Origin of the sequence: Ruegeria sp. ANG10 (genome assembly GCF_040705255.1) — a bacterium.
GTDB lineage: Bacteria > Pseudomonadota > Alphaproteobacteria > Rhodobacterales > Rhodobacteraceae > Ruegeria.
The window spans coordinates 160,116-176,943 of sequence record NZ_JBFCVU010000005.1; the positions used below are offsets into that span (position 1 = coordinate 160,116).

The following is a 16,828-nucleotide window of genomic DNA, read 5'->3' on the forward strand; positions in this document are numbered from 1 at the left end:
TGAACCCTCGGGCGCGCTGGGCCATGTATCTGGCGTGAAACTGAGGGACACGCCATGAAAATCGCCTTTCAGATGGACCCGATCGGGGCCGTGGATACCAACGCAGACAGCTCATTCCGTCTGGCCGAGGAAGCACAGGCGCGCGGGCATACGCTGTTTTTCTACAGCCCGGATCAATTGGCCTATCAGGAGGGGCGGATCACCGCACGCGGTCAGGACATGAAAGTGCAGCGTGTGGCAGGCAACCCGGCCGAGCTGGGTCCGGAACGCGAGGTGGATTTGGCGGAGTTCGACGTGATCTGGCTGCGTCAGGACCCTCCGTTTGATATGCACTATATCACATCGACCCACCTGCTGGATCGCCTGAAAGGGCAGGTATTGGTGGTCAATGACCCGTTCTGGGTGCGGAATTATCCCGAAAAGCTGCTGGTTCTGGATTTCCCCGACCTGACCCCGCCGACGACGATTGCGCGCGATCTGCAAACCATCAAGGCGTTCAAGGAAAAGCACGGCGATGTCATTTTGAAGCCGCTCTATGGCAACGGTGGCGCGGGCGTGTTCCGGCTGGATGCGAATGACCGCAACCTGACCTCTCTGCACGAGCTGTTTACAGGCTTCTCGCGCGAGCCGCTGATCGTGCAGAAATTCCTGCCCGATGTCAGCAACGGCGACAAGCGCGTGATCCTTGTGGATGGCGAAGCCGTGGGCGCGATCAATCGTGTTCCGGCGAAGGGTGAGACGCGGTCAAACATGCATGTAGGGGGGCGGCCCGAAAAGATCGGCTTGTCCGAGCGTGACCGGGAGATTTGCGCGGCGATTGGCCCGTTGCTGAAAGAAAAAGGCCAGATTTTCGTAGGGATCGACGTGATCGGAGACTATCTGACCGAAATCAACGTGACCTCGCCCACCGGCATTCAGGAGCTTGAGCGATTCGATGGTGTGAACATCGCCGAGAAGATCTGGCAGGCGATTGAAGCCAAACTTTAAGACGCGACCTTTGCGCTGATGCGAAAGCTCAGCGCCTCGGCCACGTGCGGACGCCGAACATCTGGCGCGCCGTCCAGATCGGCAATTGTGCGCGCCACCCGCAAAATACGGTGAAAGGCGCGCGCCGACAGGCCGAACCGTTCAGCGGCTTTCAACAGCAACTCTTTGCCTTCGGCATCCGGCGCGGCAATCTCTTCCAGTATCGAACCTTCAACATCGGCATTCTGTCGGGTGGCGGGCGTGTCTCGGAACCGCTCGGCCTGAATGGCGCGGGCCTGGTCGACGCGCGCCGCAACAGTCGCCGAACTGTCACCTGAGGGCGGCAGGTCCAGATCGGTGAACCCGACCGGAGGCACCTCGATCCGCAGATCAAACCGATCCATCAGCGGGCCTGATATGCGGCCCAGATAGTCCTCTCCGCAGACAGGCGCGCGAGAACAGGCGCGGGCGGGATCGGTTAGATATCCACATTTGCAGGGGTTGGCTGCGGCCACCAACATGAACCGGCAGGGGTATTTCACATGGGCATTTGCGCGCGCGACCATGACCTCGCCCGTCTCAATGGGTTGGCGCAGGGTTTCCAGCACGGTGCGCGGGAATTCGGGGAATTCGTCCATGAACAGTACGCCGTTATGGGCCAAGGAAATCTCGCCCGGTTTGGCGCCCTTGCCACCCCCAACAATAGCCGCCATCGAGGCTGTATGGTGGGGTTCGCGAAACGGGCGGCTGCGGCTGATGCCGCCTTCGTCCAGCAAGCCGCACAGGGATTGGATCATCGAAGTTTCCAATGCCTCGATTGGGGTCAGAGGCGGCAGAATACCGGGCAGGCGTGCGGCGAGCATGGATTTGCCCGATCCAGGCGAGCCGATCATGATCAGGTGGTGGCGACCTGCGGCGGCAATCTCGAGCGCGCGTTTGGCCCGTTCCTGCCCTTTCACATCACGCAGATCGCGGGCACTGGGGGCCAGGTTCACTTCGCCGGGTTGGGCCGCAGGCAAGGGCGACTGGCCCGAAAAATGGCGTACGACATCGCCGAGTGACCCCGCGCCAATAACCTGTGTGGCATCCACCCAAGCGGCCTCGGCGCTGGAGGCACGGGGACACAGCAGCGTACGGTCCTCGGCTGCGGCGGTCATGGCGGCAGGCAGCGCGCCGACGACCGGAACCAGCGAGCCGTCTAGCGACAGCTCGCCCAGCGAAACCGCGCCTTCGGCGGCGTCGGACGGGATGATTTCCAAGGCCGAAAGCAGCGCGACGGCGATGGGCAGGTCGAAATGACTGCCTTCTTTGGGCAGGTCAGCGGGGGATAGGTTGATGGTGATCCGTTTCGACGGTAGCGCGATAGCCATCGAACTTAGCGCGCTGCGGATGCGGTCGCGGGCCTCGGACACGGCCTTGTCGGGCAGACCGACAATGGAAAAAGCGGGCAGGCCCGGCGAGACGGCGCATTGCACCTCGACCGGGCGGGCATCGACCCCTTGGAAAGCAACGGTATGAGAACGGGCGACCATGAACGACCTATTTGGTTAACAGGTCGTTGCTGCCATGGGCGCGGTTTACGAATGGTTAACGGAGCCGGTCATCGCCAAGAATTTTGGCCACGCACCGGGGTCCGCGACCGTTTTGTCGCGGCAGAACCGATTGCAGAATCCCCAGCGCTGCCCGTCCAGTTCCAGAAAATGGGTGACCGCTTTGCGGGAATAGGGGCAGGCGTCGTTGATCGATGGTCCGTTGTCCACCGACCGGGCATCGGCTTGCGCACCGATGGGCCAGGCCTCTGACAGCAGGTCCAATGCGTAGGGGAAGGGATCATAGGTCACGGTCAACCCCATCGCGCGCCATTGCCGTGCTGCGGGGTCGGACAGCAATTCCAGGCAATACTTTCGGTTGGCTTCAGATACCGGCAAACCATAGCCAATGATCCGTGCAGCCACGGGGGTGTAAAATACATCCACCATAGAATAGCTGCCGAAAAGCGGCCCGGATTCTGTGCCGGATATAGTGCGGGCATGTGCCCAGAGGGTTTCGATCCGGTCCAGATCAACCAGCGTTTCAGGCGATGGGTCAAATCCCTGCCAGCAATGCAACAGCTGCATCGGGCATTCTCCGCGCAAAGCCGCGAACCCGGCCGTCATTTCGGCGCACAGCCACCGGGCGGTTGCGCGGGCGGCAGGGTCTTCGGGCCACATTCCGGCCTCAGGATGACGTTCGGCCAAGGTCTCGGCCATGGCAAAGCTTTCGCCCACTACGGTCCCATCCGGCAGGCGCAGGGCAGGGACGAGGCGCGCCGGGGCCAGCGGTTTCATATCCTCGGCCATGGTGCCGGAATAGAGACCGATCATGTGGTTTCGGTAGGGAAGGCCGAACTTTTCCAGCATCAGCCAGCCGCGCATGGACCAGCTGGAAAACAGGCGGTCTCCGATAAATAAATCATAGGTCATACGACTACGATGGCGCGCCGCGATCGTTCAGTAAATCAGTGATTTGTGCGGGGTGTGATCACGGACAGTGATTGATCCGCCCAACCGACCAGCGATCGCCATGACGGGTGATGTCGGTGACCGAGAGGTTGTCGATGCGATGGCTGAACGCTTCTTGTGCGTCAACGCCGAGGGCGCGCTGCACCTGTGTCAGGATCACGCCGAAATGGGCCACGATGATCAGGTCGTGGCCCGAGTGATCGTCAATCAACTGGTCGATCACGGCATCGACGCGGGCACGAACCTCGTTCCAGCTTTCACCATTGGGCGGGCGTACGTCGCCGGGATTGTCCCAATAGGCAAAGGCGAGATCGGGGTCTTCGGCCTCGATCTCTTTGAAGTTGCGCAATTCCCATGCGCCGAAGTGAATCTCGCGCAGGTCGCTGTGGTGCGGCAGGCGCTGGCGTTTGCCCTGAATGGCCGATGCCGTATCGGCAGCCCGCATCAAGTCGGATGATACCACCAGCGCCTTGTCCGGTAGGTGGTCGTGCAACCGCGCGATAGCGGCACGATCGCTGAGGTCGGCAGGCAGGTCGGACCACCCGACCATGGTTTTTGCATGGGTTGGCCCATGGCGGACAAGATGCAGCCGGGTCACGGCAATTGTCCTTTCATCACCAGCGGAAGCCCTGCGGTGACCTGCACGGCCAGATCGGCTTGTGCCGCCAGCGCAATGTTCAACCGTCCCTGTGTTTCGCGGAACCGGCGGGACAGAGCGTTGTCCGGGACGATGCCATGGCCGACCTCGTTCGAGACGATGACAACCGGTGCGTGGCACGATTGCAGGGCCTGCAACAGTGCGGATTGGGCCTGTTCCAGATCGTTTTCAGCCAACAGATGATTGGTCAGCCACATGGTGGCGCAGTCGATCAGACAGATATGATCGGGGGTCAAATCGGACAGGGCCGGGCCAAGATCAAAGGGGGCCTCGACAGTTGTCCATCCTGCGCCACGTTGGGCGATATGGCGCTGAACCTTGTCGCGCATCTCATCATCAAACACTTGTGATGTGGCGAGATAAACGCGGTTTTTTCCCGATGAAACAACAAGTTGCTCGGCAAAAACGGATTTACCAGAGGCCGCGCCACCCAACACAAAGGTTAAATCCGGATACACTATTATTACCTTTCTGGTGATCCACCCGGTTTTGTTCTGCGTATCGACCCTAGGTCGGTAAGGCAAGCCCGGCCCGCGCCTGTGAAAAGGGGAGATTTCCATGGCACTGGATAATGGAACCGATTTTTCGATGTCCCGGCAGGCGATGAAAGCCGAATTGCTGGACGCAGAAACTGAATTAAAGCTGGCCTATGCGTGGCGTGACGATCGCGACGAACAAGCGCTGCATCGGTTGATCACGGCCTATATGCGGCTGGCGATTTCGATGGCGGCCAAGTTCAAACGATACGGCGCGCCGATGAATGACCTTATTCAAGAGGCCGGATTGGGCCTTATGAAAGCAGCCGACAAATTTGATCCCGACCGAGGCGTGCGGTTTTCGACTTACGCGGTCTGGTGGATCAAGGCGAGCATTCAGGACTACGTGATGCGCAACTGGTCGATGGTACGCACTGGGTCGACCTCATCGCAGAAATCGCTGTTTTTCAACATGCGCCGCGTTCAGGCGCGTTTGGAACGCGAGGCCGCAACCGAAGGGATGGATCTGGACCGTCATCAATTGCATCAGATGATTGCAGCTGAAATAGGCGTGCCCTTGCGTGATGTTGAGATGATGGAAGGGCGCCTTTCGGGCTCGGATTTCTCACTGAACGCGGTGCAATCGACCGATGAAGACGGTCGGGAATGGATCGACGCGCTAGAGGATGAACGCGAGCAAGCTGCCGAGACGGTCGAAAACACCCACGATACCGAACAGCTGCGTGAATGGTTGGTGACGGCGATGCAAGCGTTGAACGACCGCGAACGCTTTATCGTGCGCGAACGCAAGCTGCGCGATCCGGCCCGCACGTTGGAAAGCCTGGGGCAAGAGCTTGGCCTGTCCAAGGAACGCGTGCGTCAGCTTGAGGCTGCGGCTTTCGTTAAAATGCGTAAGAACCTTGAAGCCCAGTCGCGCGAGGTGCAACACTTCATCGCATGAAACAGCTTGCGATTCTTGTTTGTGCAGTGATGGTTATGGCCGCGCCCGGTCAAGCCGAAGATCTGATTCCCGATGAAGTTCTGGCCGCGATGACCTCGGCGGACGTGGTCATTTTGGGCGAGATTCACGACAACCCGCAACACCATGTCATTCAGGCCGAAGCATTGAAGGCCATCAACCCCTCGGCTGTTGTGTGGGAGATGGTGACCGAGGAAGGTGCGCAACGACTGGCGGATAAGGCTGTATCCAACCCCGAAGAGCTTGCGCGTATTCTGGAATGGCTTGAATCGGGCTGGCCGCCGCTCAGCATGTATTACCCGGTCTTTCAGGCCTCGGATGCGCCGGTTTATGGGGCCATGGTTCCACGGGCCGCTGCCCGAGCCGCGATGGAGCGAGGCGCGGCCACCGCTTTGGGCGCAGATGCAGCGCGTTACGGGCTGACCGTGCCTTTGCCAGCCGACGAACAGGCCGCGCGCGAGGCCGATCAACTGGCCGCCCATTGCGATGCGATCCCAGAAAGTGCTTTGCCGCAACTGGTGGCCATTCAGCGCTTGCGCGACGCTGTGCTGACGCGCGCCATCTTGCGCGCCACCGATGAAACTGGCGGCCCGGTTGCGGTGATCACCGGGAATGGCCATGCCCGTAAGGATCGGGGCATTCCCACGTTTTTGTCCCGACTGCGCCCGGGACTGAAAGTCTTTGTGCTGGGTCAATCCGAGGATGGCGTGGTAAACGGCACCTTCGACGCGGTGATCGACAGCCCCAGCGTTGAACGCGAAGACCCGTGTCTGGCGTTTCAAAAGCAGAATTAACCGCTGGAACTGTCAGGCCCCCTTGCCTAATGTCGGGGCCGACCGGGACAGGAAGGGTTCAACATGTTGGCATCGAAACGCATTCTGCTGATTATCGGCGGTGGGATCGCGGCCTATAAGTCGTTGGACCTGATCCGGCGCCTACAGGAACGCGGCGCGGCAGTGACGCCGGTGCTGACGCGCGCGGCTGAGGAATTCGTGACACCCCTGTCCGTGGCGGCTCTGGCCGGAGAGAAAGCCTATCGCGACTTGTTCGATCTGACGGACGAGGCCGAGATGGGGCATATACAACTGTCGCGCTCGGCGGATTTGATCGTTGTGGCCCCTGCTACGGCGGATTTGATGGGAAAGATGGCGACTGGGCTGGCGAACGATCTGGCCTCGACCCTGTTGATGGCCACTGACACGCCGGTTTTGTGTGCCCCCGCGATGAATGTGCGGATGTGGGACCATCCGGCGACCCAGCGCAATTTGAAGCAATTGCAGGCCGACGGCGTCCGCTTTGTCGGCCCGAACGAAGGCGACATGGCTTGCGGTGAATATGGCCCCGGCCGTATGTCCGAACCGCTTGAGATCGTCGCAGCGATTGAGGCGGAACTGGGTCAGGGGCCGCTCAGTGGCAAGCGTGTGCTTGTGACCTCGGGGCCGACGCATGAACCGATTGACCCGGTGCGTTATATCGCCAATCGCTCCTCCGGGGCGCAGGGTACGGCGGTGGCCCGAGCTCTTGCTGCGCTGGGCGCCGACGTGGTCTTTGTCACCGGCCCTGCGGATGTTCCGCCGCCCCAAGGGGTGCAGGTTGTGCAGATTGAAACCGCGCAGCAAATGTCGGACGCCGTGGATGCCGCGCTGCCGGTGGATGCAGGCGTGTTCGCGGCTGCGGTTGCGGATTGGCGGGTCGCCAGTGCCTCGGACAAAAAGCTGAAGAAAAGCCGCGACGGGATGCCGGCACTGGAATTCGCCGAAAACCCCGACATCCTTAAACGTGTATCGCATATGGAAACCGGCCGCCCTGAACTGGTTGTCGGATTTGCCGCCGAGACGGACAATGTGATCGAACATGCCACGGCCAAACGGGGCCGCAAGGGCTGTGACTGGATCGTGGCCAATGATGTCAGCCCGGCAACCGGGATCATGGGCGGGTCCGAGAATGCGGTGATCCTGATTTCGGATGGCGGGGCAGAGGAATGGCCGCGCATGGGTAAAGATGCGGTGGCAGAGCGTCTGGCGGCCAAGATCGCTGACGCTTTGACGAGCTAGACAAGAGGAACAGTGATGGTTGCAATTCGTGTGATCCGCGAAGAGGGTGCTGACCCCTCAGTACCCTTGCCGTCTTATGAAACCGCGGGGGCGGCTGGTGCGGATGTGCGGGCAAACCTGCCCGGCGGTGAGTCAATCACGCTTGAGCCGGGTCAACGCGCCCTGGTGCCCACTGGTCTAAGGATCGAAATTCCGCAGGGGTTCGAAGTTCAGGTGCGCCCTCGCTCGGGTCTGGCGCTGAAACACGGGATCACCTTGCCCAATGCGCCCGGTACAATCGACAGCGACTATCGCGGTCCATTGGGTGTGATCGTCCTGAACGCAGGTCAAGAGGCGTTCGAGATCACCCATGGCGAACGCGTCGCGCAGCTGGTCGTGGCCCCCGTTGTGCAGGCCGCATTTGATGCGGTCGACGCGCTCAGCGATACGGCGCGCGGGGCGGGTGGTTTCGGCTCGACCGGGCGCGGCTGATGCTTCTGGTCGGGATTTTAGCGGCTGGTCTGTGGGGCGTCGGTTATCTGGCCGGAGTATCGCGAACGGCGCGCATGACTTCGGTGGCCGTGCTGCTTCTGGGTGTGATTGCGGCTCAATTGCTGCTGCCCGATGGGCATCCGTTGCGTCAAGCGACCGGTGGTTCTGCGGCGATGTGGCTGATACTGGCGGGTACCGTGCTGCTGGTACTGGTTTACGGACGTGCGCTGAAAGCGTTGCGAAACCGCGCCGCGCCAGCCTCAGCCAAGGAGCCCGCAATGCCATCCGACCAGTTTTCCGAGACCGAGCTTGACCGCTATGCCCGCCACATAGTCCTGCGTGAGCTGGGCGGGCCGGGACAGAAAAAGATGAAACAGGCGCGGGTTCTGGTCATCGGCGCGGGCGGGCTTGGGGCACCTGCGTTGCAATATCTGGCCGCCGCCGGGGTGGGGACTATCGGCGTGATCGATGATGATGAGGTCGAGAACGCCAACCTGCAACGGCAGGTCATCCATCGCGACGTAGATATCGGTATGCCCAAGGTCTTTTCGGCGCAACAGGCGATGCTGGCGCAGAACCCCAATGTGGTCGTCCTGCCCTATCACCGCCGCCTGACGGATGAGATCGCCGCCGACCTGTTTGCTGACTTTGACCTGATCCTCGACGGCACCGATAATTTTGACACCCGTTATTTGGCCAACCGCACTGCTGTCGCGCTGGACAAGCCGCTGATTTCAGGCGCGCTGTCACAATGGGAAGGCCAGCTCAGCGTCTTCGACCCGGCCAGCGGCGCGCCCTGCTATCAATGTATCTTCCCCCAGGCTCCGGCCCCCGGTCTGGCCCCCTCTTGCGCCGAGGCTGGTGTGATCGGCCCCTTGCCCGGCGTGGTAGGCTCGATGATGGCGGTTGAGGCGATCAAGGTAATCACTGGGGCGGGGCAAGCCCTGCGCGGTGAGATGCTGATCTACGACGCGCTATTTGGTGAAAGCCGCAAAATCACCCTGTCACGCCGGGAAGATTGCCCCATTTGCGCAGGTTCCAAACAATAGACGCAACCGCCGCGCGCGTCAGCGCGCGGCCCTGCCCAACGCCGCCAAGGCGCATCTTTGATGCGCGCTGCGGGGGCGGTAGCCCCTGAAACCGCACCCTGCATATGACGCGCGCAACTGGATTGTCGCGGAATTTGATACGCCACCTCTGGACCATTCCAGCCCGCCTCCCTAGCTTGACCAGCAAAGGAGATTTGCATGACCAACCCGATCCTGTCCAACTGGACCACGCCGTTTGAAATCGCTCCGTTCAACGCAATCTCAGACGACGATTTCGCCCCCGCGCTCGAGCAGGCCATGCAGGCGCATAACGCCGAGATCGATGCGATTGCCGGCAACCCCGATGCGCCCACCTTTGCCAATACGGTCGAAGCGCTGGAAGCTGCCGGAGAACAGATGGACAAGGTGTTGTCCGTCTTTTTCACCGTCGCAGGGGCAGACAGCAACCCGGCACGAGAGAAACTGCAACGAGACTTCTCGCCCAAACTTGCGGCGCATTTCTCGGGTATTTCTTCGAACAAGGCTCTTTTTCAACGGTTAGCCGATCTGTGGTCTCGCAAGGCGGATCTGAACCTGACGGATGAACAGGCCCGCGTTCTTATGCTGACCCATCGCGGTTTTGTGCGTGCGGGTGGGGCGCTTGAGGGAGAACAGGACGCCCGGATGCAGGACATCAAGGCACGGCTGGCCTCGTTGGGAACGTCTTTCACGCAAAACCTTCTGGCCGACGAACGTGATTGGTACATGGAGCTATCCGAAAACGATCTTGAGGGGTTGCCTGCATTCGTGGTGGATACCGCCCGCGCTGCGGGGCAGGAAAAGGGAGCAAGGGGTCCTGTGGTCACCCTGTCGCGCTCGCTTATTGTGCCGTTCCTGCAATTTTCACCCCGTCGCGACCTGCGGGAAAAAGCCTATCGGGCTTGGACAGCGCGCGGCGCCAACGGCGGTGAAACCGATAATCGCAAGATCGCCGCGGAAATCCTGCAGTTGCGTGAGGAACGCGCGAGGCTGCTGGGCTATGACAGTTTCGCTGATTTCAAGCTGGAGACCGAAATGGCCCGCACGCCGGACAAGGTACGCGACCTGCTGATGCAAGTGTGGGCGCCCGCCAAATCGCGCGCTGATGCGGATGCTGACATCCTGACACAGATGATGCAGGAGGACGGCGTCAACGGCCCGCTGGAAGCGTGGGACTGGCGTTATTATGCCGAGAAACGCCGCAAGGCCGAGCATGATCTGGATGAGGCCGCGTTGAAACCGTACCTGCAGCTGGATCGGATGATCGAGGCGTCCTTTGCCTGCGCAAACCGGCTGTTCGGGTTGGAGTTCTCAACACTGGACGTGCCGCTTTATCACGATGATTGCCGGGCATGGGAAGTCACGCGCAACGGGCAACACATTGCTGTGTTCATCGGCGATTATTTTGCGCGAGGCTCCAAACGGTCTGGTGCGTGGTGCAGCGCGATGCGCTCGCAAGCCAAGTTCCCCAAGGTGCAGGCCCCCGTCGTGATCAACGTCTGCAATTTTGCCAAAGGTGACCCGGCGCTGCTGTCTTATGATGACGCGCGGACCCTGTTCCACGAATTCGGCCACGCCCTGCATCAGATGTTGTCTGACGTGACCTATGAAAGCATCTCGGGCACTAGCGTGGCGCGGGATTTTGTGGAATTGCCCAGTCAGCTTTACGAACACTGGTTAGAAGTGCCCGAGGTTCTGGCCGAATTCGCCACCCACGCCGAAACCGGCGAGGCGATGCCGCAGGAGATGTTGGACAAAGTACTGAAAGCCGCAAATTTCGATCAGGGGTTCCAGACAGTGGAATATGTCGCCTCGGCGCTGGTTGATCTGGCGTTCCATGATGGCGCAGCCCCAACTGATCCGATGGCGAAACAGGTTGAGGTTCTGGACAGTATCGGAATGCCGCAGGCTATCGGCATGCGCCACGCCACTCCGCATTTCGCGCACGTCTTTGCGGGCGATGGCTATAGCGCGGGCTACTACAGCTATATGTGGTCCGAGGTCATGGACGCCGATGCCTTTGCCGCGTTTGAAGAGGCCGGAGGGGCCTTTGACCCCGAACGCGCGAAAGCGTTGGAAGAAAACATCCTGTCCACCGGCGGCTCACGCGAGGCCGAAGAGCTGTACCTAGCCTTCCGCGGTCGGTTGCCGGGGGTTGAGGCCTTGCTGAAAGGGCGCGGCCTGATCGCGGCCTAGTACCCCAGAGACCGATCAACGAGGTGCAGGAAGGGTTTGCCTTCCTCACCTCGGCGGATGTTCTCGCAGATCACCTGCGCCGCTGTTTCGGGCCGGGTTTCCGATGCGATATGCGGGGTCACCGTCACGTTCGGATGCGCCCAATAGGGGTGATCTGCAGGCAGTGGCTCAACCCGAAACACGTCCAGCGTTGCGTGACCGACCTGACCCGTATTCAGTGCCGCCAGCAGGGCATCGTCGTCGATCAACGGGCCCCGACCGGGGTTGATAATGCAAGCGCCCTTTGGCAGCAGGGCCAGAGTGTCGGCGTTCAATATATTCACGGTGGCGGGTGTGTCGGGCAGCAGCAGAACCACGATCTCGGCCCGCGACAAGGCTGTACGCAGCCCGACAGGACCATGCAGGCAAGTGATACCGGGAATATTCTTGGCTGTACGGCTCCAGCCAGTGACATCGAAATTCAGCGCCGCCAGCGCACGCGCTGCCGCTTCGCCCAACGCGCCAAGGCCCAGAACGCAGACCTGACGTCCGGTTGCCAGCGGGGGCGGTGCAGGGGTCCAGACACCATCCTGTACGGTGATGTGCCGATCCATGCCGAGGTGATGGCGCAGCACGTGGCCCACCACCCATTCAGTCATGCCTTGTGTCAGGCCATGATCCACCATCCGCGCCAGCGGCACGGTCAGGGTCTCATTCCCTGCGATTTTTTCGACCCCGGCCCACAGGCTAAGCACAGCCTTCAACCGGGTGTATGGGGTGAAATCCAGTAACCCACCGCTTGGGGCATAGACAATATAGTCGACTTGATCCGGCTCAAACTCGGTTGCCAGGCGAAAGTCTACCCCGGCCTCGGTCAGGCCTTTGGTCAATAGTGGTTTATAGATCGGCCATTGGGCTGGGCGCGCGGAAAACAGGACGTTCACGGGCATAGGAGGCCTTTCGGATCAGCGGGGGCGGTGGATATGGGCGCTTTGGACGATACCGAAGGCGGCCATCAGAACCAGCATGGCGGAACCGCCATAGCTAACCATCGGCAACGGCACACCCACCACCGGGGCGAGGCCCATCACCATCGACATGTTGACGGCAAAGAACAAAAAGAAGTTCAGCGCGATGCCCAGCGTCACCAGCGACGAGAATCTATCTTTCGTCGAAAGCGCGGTGATCAGGCAGAACACCAGGATCAAACCATACAGAGTCAGTAGGGTGATGCCGCCGACAAAGCCGAACTCTTCGGCCAGCGTGGTAAAGATGAAGTCGGTGTGTTTCTCGGGCAAAAAGTTCAGGCGCGACTGCGTACCCTGCATGAACCCGCGCCCGTTCCATCCACCCGATCCCAAAGCGATCTTGGATTGGGTTATGTGATATCCCGCGCCCAGCGGATCGGTGGACGGGTCCAGAAACGTGTCGATCCGTCGGAACTGATAATCCTTGAGCAATTGCCACTCAGTCCCGCGGCTGTTGAACACGGTGGCAATCAGACCGACCACAGCGGCGATGACGGCGGCGAAGTAAGCCCAGTGGACTCCAGCCAAAAACATCAGCCCGCCACCTGCCGCCAACAGCAAGATCGAAGTGCCCAGATCGGGTTGTTTCAGAACCATGAAAGTGGGGATCAGGATCAACGCCACCGGGATCAGCACCCACAGCGGGCGTGACGTTTTATGAGATGGCAGCCAGTCGTAATAGGCGGCCAAAACCATGACTAGCGCAACTTTCATAACCTCGGACGGTTGCAGCCGCATGAAGCCCAGGTCGATCCAGCGCTGTGCGCCCATGCCAATGGTGCCAAATAGTTCAACAAAAACAAGAAGAACAATTGACCCGAGATAGGCCACGACGGACATGTTTCGCCAGAACCAGATCGGCACCAAAGCGATGATGAACATCGCCGTCAGACCCAGTCCAAAGCGTTCCATCTGCGGTTCCGCCCAGGGCATCCATGATCCCCCCGCAACCGAATACAACATCAGGAACCCGGCACTTGCCGTGCTGATCAGCAACAGGGTCAGGGGCCAGTTCATATACAGGAATTTGCGGAACCCTGACGGTGTGGATTTGACGGCATATTCAAGATAGCTCATGCGCGGTCCTTCTCGGTCGGACGCGCTTTGGGGCGACGGTCGCCCTCAAGCCGTTTTTGCTGTTCCTTGATGCGGTCGCGATCGCCAGCCGGATAAGCCTCAAGCGGCGGTGTGCCGTTGTACAGCGCTTGCAACATGATGTCCCGCGCGACCGGGGCCGCTGCCTTTGACCCGCCGCCGCCATGTTCTACGACCACGGCTATGGCGTATTTCGGATTGTCATAAGGCGCAAAGCTGACAAACAGTGCGTGGTCGCGGCGTTCCCATGGCAGGTCTTCGTTGCGGATCACACCGGCGGCGCGCTCTGCCTTGGTGATGTTGCGCACCTGGCTAGTGCCGGTTTTACCGGCCATGCGCAGGTCATCCGCGATGATACGGCTGCGATAGGCGGTGCCGCCCCGTTCATTCGAAACCGAGAACATGGCCTTGCGGATTCGTTCCAGATTGTTCGGATTGACGGCCAGCGGCTCACCAGCGCCGGAAGGCTGCTCAATCCCGTTCACGGACCGCACCAAACGCGGCTTGACCGCACGCCCTGTCGCAATCCGCGCTGTCATCACGGCAAGTTGCAGGGGGGAGGCCAGCATGAAGCCCTGACCAATAGACGCGTTCGCGGTGTCACCGACCAACCAGCTTTCACCGTGAACACGTTCTTTCCATTCCTGGTTCGGGGCCAGTCCGGCAGCTACGGCCGACATCGGTATATCGTGCTTGACGCCCAGTCCGAAGGTGCGGGCCATCTCGGATATATTGTCGATGCCGGTGCGCAGAGCCACGTCGTAGTAGTAGACATCGCAACTGCGTTTCAGCGAAAGATTGAGATCAACAGTCCCATGTCCGCCGCGTTTCCAGCAGTGAAAGCGGCGGCTGCCCACCTTCAGGTGGCCGGGGCAGTAGACCGTGTTTGATGGCCCGATCACCCCGGCCTCAAGCGCGGCCATGGCGGTGATCATCTTGAAGGTCGAGCCCGGCGGATAGGTGCCCTGCACCGTTTTGTTGGCCAGCGGGCGGTAATTGTCCTGTGTCAGTGTTCGGTAGTCGCCGACGGAGATACCGCGCACGAACAGGTTCGGATCAAAGCTGGGGGCCGAGCTGATGGCACGGATATCGCCGGTCTCGCAATCGATCACCACTGCGGCGGCGCTTTCCCCGGCCAGCCGCGCTTGCGCATATTGCTGAAGATCAGCGTCGACCGATAGCTGGAGGTCGGCCCCGGTCTCACCTTCTTGCCGGTCCAGTTCGCGCATCACGCGGCCGGTGGCGTTGACCTCGACCCGTTTGGCCCCAGCTTTGCCGCGCAGGCTTATTTCCTGCTTGGCCTCCAGCCCGACCTTGCCGATCTGAAACCGCGGAATTCGTAGGACCGGCTCAGGGTCTTCGATCTGGCTCAGGTCATAATCGCTTACCGGGCCGACATAGCCGACCACATGGGCAAAATCCTCATAGCGGGGGTACTGCCTTGTCTGCCCCACTTCGGGGATCACACCGGGCAGGGCGGGGGCGTTGACGGCAACTTTCGAGATGTCCTCCCACGTGACCTGATCGGCCAGCGTGACCGGCAGGAACGGGGCCGAGCGGCGCATTTCGGTCTTGGCGCGTTCAATCTCATCCGCTGTAAGGGGGATCAGTTCAGATAGCTTGGCGATAACCTGATCGACGTCACCGGCATCCTCACGCACCATGACGATACGGTATGAGGGCGAGTTCTGGCCGATGATCTCGCCGTTGCGGTCGTAAATCCGGCCACGGGTGGGCGGGATCAGGCGGATATTGATCCGGTTTTCCTCAGCCAGCAGGCGGTATTCATCGGCCTGATCCACCTGCATATAACGCATTCTGGCGGCGAGCCCGCCGATGAAGGCGGCCTGCAGCCCGCCCAAAAGCAATGCCCGACGAGGCAAGCGTTTATAGGCAAGGCCCGGGGCTTTGGGTTTGCGCTGTTTCATCCTCGGGCCCCTACAGCATTGGTATTGGCCACGGTTGCACGCCGCACGCCAAGGGCGTTCTGGCTAAGCAGAACGATCAAAGGATAAACCGCAATTGTCAGAACTACTTGTATCACCACGGGCCCCAATGCTGCTTGTTGCACAGACACAATAGCAAGAATGACACGGTTCAGCATGAAAACTCCCGTGATCACCACTGCGACGGTGGACCATTCGCTAATAAACCCTGAATCCCGCATTCCAAATGCAGCCGAGCGCAGATAGGCAGCGCCCAAGACTACCAGCGCCGCCAACAAGCCGGGCGGGCGTTGCAGCAACAGATCAGCCATCAGCATGACAATGGCGATCAGCAGGGTCGGCACATATTCGGGCCGCCGCAGCACCCAGGCAAAGGTCAGAGCGATCAAAAGGTCCGGAAACGGCCAGCGGTCCGGTTTCGTGTCCAGCGGCAGCAAGTGCAGAAACAGGACAAGGGCGGCCAGTATCAGATACAGCACACGCTTGGACCAAAGCTGTGAGGTTGCGCTATCCATCGCCGACCTCGGACGGGGTCAGGGCAGCCTCGGGGTTTCGCGGGCCGACGATATCGCCCGGATCGCGGATCTGGGGCGCGGATTGATAGCGCAGCACCCGCAGAAACTCGAGCCGTTCAAAATCTGCTGACAGGCGCACCCGCAGGCGACCGCCGGGATCAGCGGTGATCTGACCGATCAGCAAACCGCCGGGAAACACGCCGCCATCGCCTGAGGTTACGACCCGGTCGCCGGGGCGGACCAGCTCTCGGTTCTCCAGAAACTCGACCGCTGGCGCGGATGTGTTGTCGCCGGTGATCAGAGCAGTCTGGCCCGAGGGCTGGATTGTGGCCGGGATCGCGCTGGAGGCATCGGTCATCAGGATCACCCGGGCCGTGTCCGGCCCCACGCCGGAAATGCGCCCGACCACACCGATCCCGTCCATCGTTGCCCAGCCATCGGTGATACCGTCGCGTTCGCCCACATTCAGCAGAACTGACTGTCGGAACGGCGAGCCGCTATCGGCCATCACAACCCCGGTGATATAGGTCAGACGCGGGTCAAGGCGCACGTTGTTCAAATCCAGCAGCCGGGCGTTTTCCTGTTCCAGTTGCAACGCGGCTTCTTTCCAGGCGCGCATCAAGCGCAGTTCGCTGCGCAGTTCCTGGTTCTGTTCGCTCAGGCGTTGATAGCTTTGGAAATCGCGGGCCAGGTTGACTACGGCGGTGACCGGAACCATGGCCCATTCCATCGAGGGCACCACCCGGTCCACCACCTGCGCGCGGAACCGTTCCACACGCGGGCTGTCGATCCGCCAGACCAGGAAGATGGCAAGCAGGCACAGCACTACGACCCCCAACAGCAGACGGCGCAGGGGGGTAGTGTATTCGTCGCGCTGTGATCGGTCCTTTGCCACAG

General features: G+C 60.8%; 16 protein-coding genes. 7 read left to right on the top strand and 9 right to left on the bottom strand.

Translation table 11 applies throughout. The features are described 5' to 3' along the window. The first annotated feature begins 54 nt into the window (after positions 1-54). Positions 55-987, top strand: a complete 933-nt coding sequence (gshB, locus tag AB1A64_RS12900; protein ID WP_366551777.1) for a glutathione synthase — start codon at positions 55-57, stop codon at positions 985-987. Here the strand turns inward: gshB and AB1A64_RS12905 are convergent. Genes AB1A64_RS12905 through cobU form a run of 4 tightly spaced genes read right to left on the bottom strand, consistent with a single transcriptional unit; the run spans position 984 to position 4,583 of the window. Continuing rightward, positions 984-2,498 carry a YifB family Mg chelatase-like AAA ATPase gene (locus tag AB1A64_RS12905; protein WP_366551778.1) on the bottom strand — a complete coding sequence of 505 codons (1,515 nt, stop codon included), beginning with the start codon at positions 2,496-2,498 and terminating at the stop codon, positions 984-986. The genes gshB and AB1A64_RS12905 overlap by 4 nt on opposite strands. A gap of 45 nt (positions 2,499-2,543) precedes the next feature. Next, positions 2,544-3,428 (bottom strand): glutathione S-transferase, encoded by an 885-nt coding sequence (locus AB1A64_RS12910; RefSeq protein ID WP_366551779.1) that lies wholly within the window; start codon positions 3,426-3,428, stop codon positions 2,544-2,546. A gap of 58 nt (positions 3,429-3,486) precedes the next feature. Continuing rightward, positions 3,487-4,065: a histidine phosphatase family protein gene (locus AB1A64_RS12915; RefSeq protein WP_366551780.1), complete on the bottom strand. Its 579-nt coding sequence runs from the start codon at positions 4,063-4,065 to the stop codon at positions 3,487-3,489. Beyond that, on the bottom strand, positions 4,062-4,583 hold the full coding sequence (gene cobU, locus AB1A64_RS12920; protein ID WP_366551781.1) for a bifunctional adenosylcobinamide kinase/adenosylcobinamide-phosphate guanylyltransferase: 522 nt from the start codon (positions 4,581-4,583) through the stop codon (positions 4,062-4,064). The genes AB1A64_RS12915 and cobU overlap by 4 nt, the downstream gene beginning before the upstream one ends. Before the next feature lie 100 nt (positions 4,584-4,683). On the opposite strand from cobU, the gene AB1A64_RS12925 reads away from it, so the two are divergent. The 6 genes from AB1A64_RS12925 to AB1A64_RS12950 all read left to right on the top strand — a co-directional run bounded on the left by AB1A64_RS12925 (position 4,684) and on the right by AB1A64_RS12950 (position 11,368). Continuing rightward, positions 4,684-5,562: an RNA polymerase factor sigma-32 gene (locus AB1A64_RS12925; RefSeq protein ID WP_366551782.1), complete on the top strand. Its 879-nt coding sequence runs from the start codon at positions 4,684-4,686 to the stop codon at positions 5,560-5,562. Next, entirely contained in the window at positions 5,559-6,374 is an 816-nt protein-coding gene (locus AB1A64_RS12930) for a ChaN family lipoprotein (protein WP_366551783.1), read from the top strand. Before AB1A64_RS12925 ends, AB1A64_RS12930 begins: the two co-directional genes overlap by 4 nt. A gap of 63 nt (positions 6,375-6,437) precedes the next feature. Continuing rightward, the gene (gene coaBC / locus AB1A64_RS12935) at positions 6,438-7,634 is read left to right on the top strand and encodes a bifunctional phosphopantothenoylcysteine decarboxylase/phosphopantothenate--cysteine ligase CoaBC (RefSeq protein ID WP_366551784.1); all 1,197 of its coding nucleotides are present in this window, start codon (positions 6,438-6,440) and stop codon (positions 7,632-7,634) included. 15 nt (positions 7,635-7,649) lie between these two features. After that, the gene (gene dut / locus AB1A64_RS12940) at positions 7,650-8,105 is read left to right on the top strand and encodes a dUTP diphosphatase (RefSeq protein ID WP_366551785.1); all 456 of its coding nucleotides are present in this window, start codon (positions 7,650-7,652) and stop codon (positions 8,103-8,105) included. Beyond that, positions 8,105-9,154, top strand: coding sequence for a molybdopterin-synthase adenylyltransferase MoeB (gene moeB, locus AB1A64_RS12945; RefSeq protein WP_366551786.1), 1,050 nt, complete (start codon positions 8,105-8,107; stop codon positions 9,152-9,154). The genes dut and moeB overlap by 1 nt, the downstream gene beginning before the upstream one ends. A gap of 198 nt (positions 9,155-9,352) precedes the next feature. Further along, complete coding sequence (locus AB1A64_RS12950) at positions 9,353-11,368, top strand: M3 family metallopeptidase (protein WP_366551787.1); 2,016 nt, start codon at positions 9,353-9,355, stop codon at positions 11,366-11,368. Here AB1A64_RS12950 and AB1A64_RS12955 read toward each other — a convergent pair. Genes AB1A64_RS12955 through mreC form a run of 5 tightly spaced genes read right to left on the bottom strand, consistent with a single transcriptional unit; the run spans position 11,365 to position 16,826 of the window. Then, complete coding sequence (locus AB1A64_RS12955; protein WP_366551789.1) at positions 11,365-12,297, bottom strand: glyoxylate/hydroxypyruvate reductase A; 933 nt, start codon at positions 12,295-12,297, stop codon at positions 11,365-11,367. The genes AB1A64_RS12950 and AB1A64_RS12955 overlap by 4 nt on opposite strands. 15 nt (positions 12,298-12,312) lie before the next feature. After that, the gene (rodA, locus tag AB1A64_RS12960; protein ID WP_170350566.1) at positions 12,313-13,452 is read right to left on the bottom strand and encodes a rod shape-determining protein RodA; all 1,140 of its coding nucleotides are present in this window, start codon (positions 13,450-13,452) and stop codon (positions 12,313-12,315) included. After that, positions 13,449-15,398: a penicillin-binding protein 2 gene (gene mrdA / locus AB1A64_RS12965; protein ID WP_366551790.1), complete on the bottom strand. Its 1,950-nt coding sequence runs from the start codon at positions 15,396-15,398 to the stop codon at positions 13,449-13,451. The genes rodA and mrdA overlap by 4 nt, the downstream gene beginning before the upstream one ends. After that, positions 15,395-15,931: a rod shape-determining protein MreD gene (locus AB1A64_RS12970; RefSeq protein WP_366551791.1), complete on the bottom strand. Its 537-nt coding sequence runs from the start codon at positions 15,929-15,931 to the stop codon at positions 15,395-15,397. Before AB1A64_RS12970 ends, mrdA begins: the two co-directional genes overlap by 4 nt. Further along, the gene (gene mreC, locus AB1A64_RS12975) at positions 15,924-16,826 is read right to left on the bottom strand and encodes a rod shape-determining protein MreC (RefSeq protein ID WP_366551792.1); all 903 of its coding nucleotides are present in this window, start codon (positions 16,824-16,826) and stop codon (positions 15,924-15,926) included. The genes AB1A64_RS12970 and mreC overlap by 8 nt, the downstream gene beginning before the upstream one ends. Positions 16,827-16,828 lie beyond the last annotated feature (2 nt).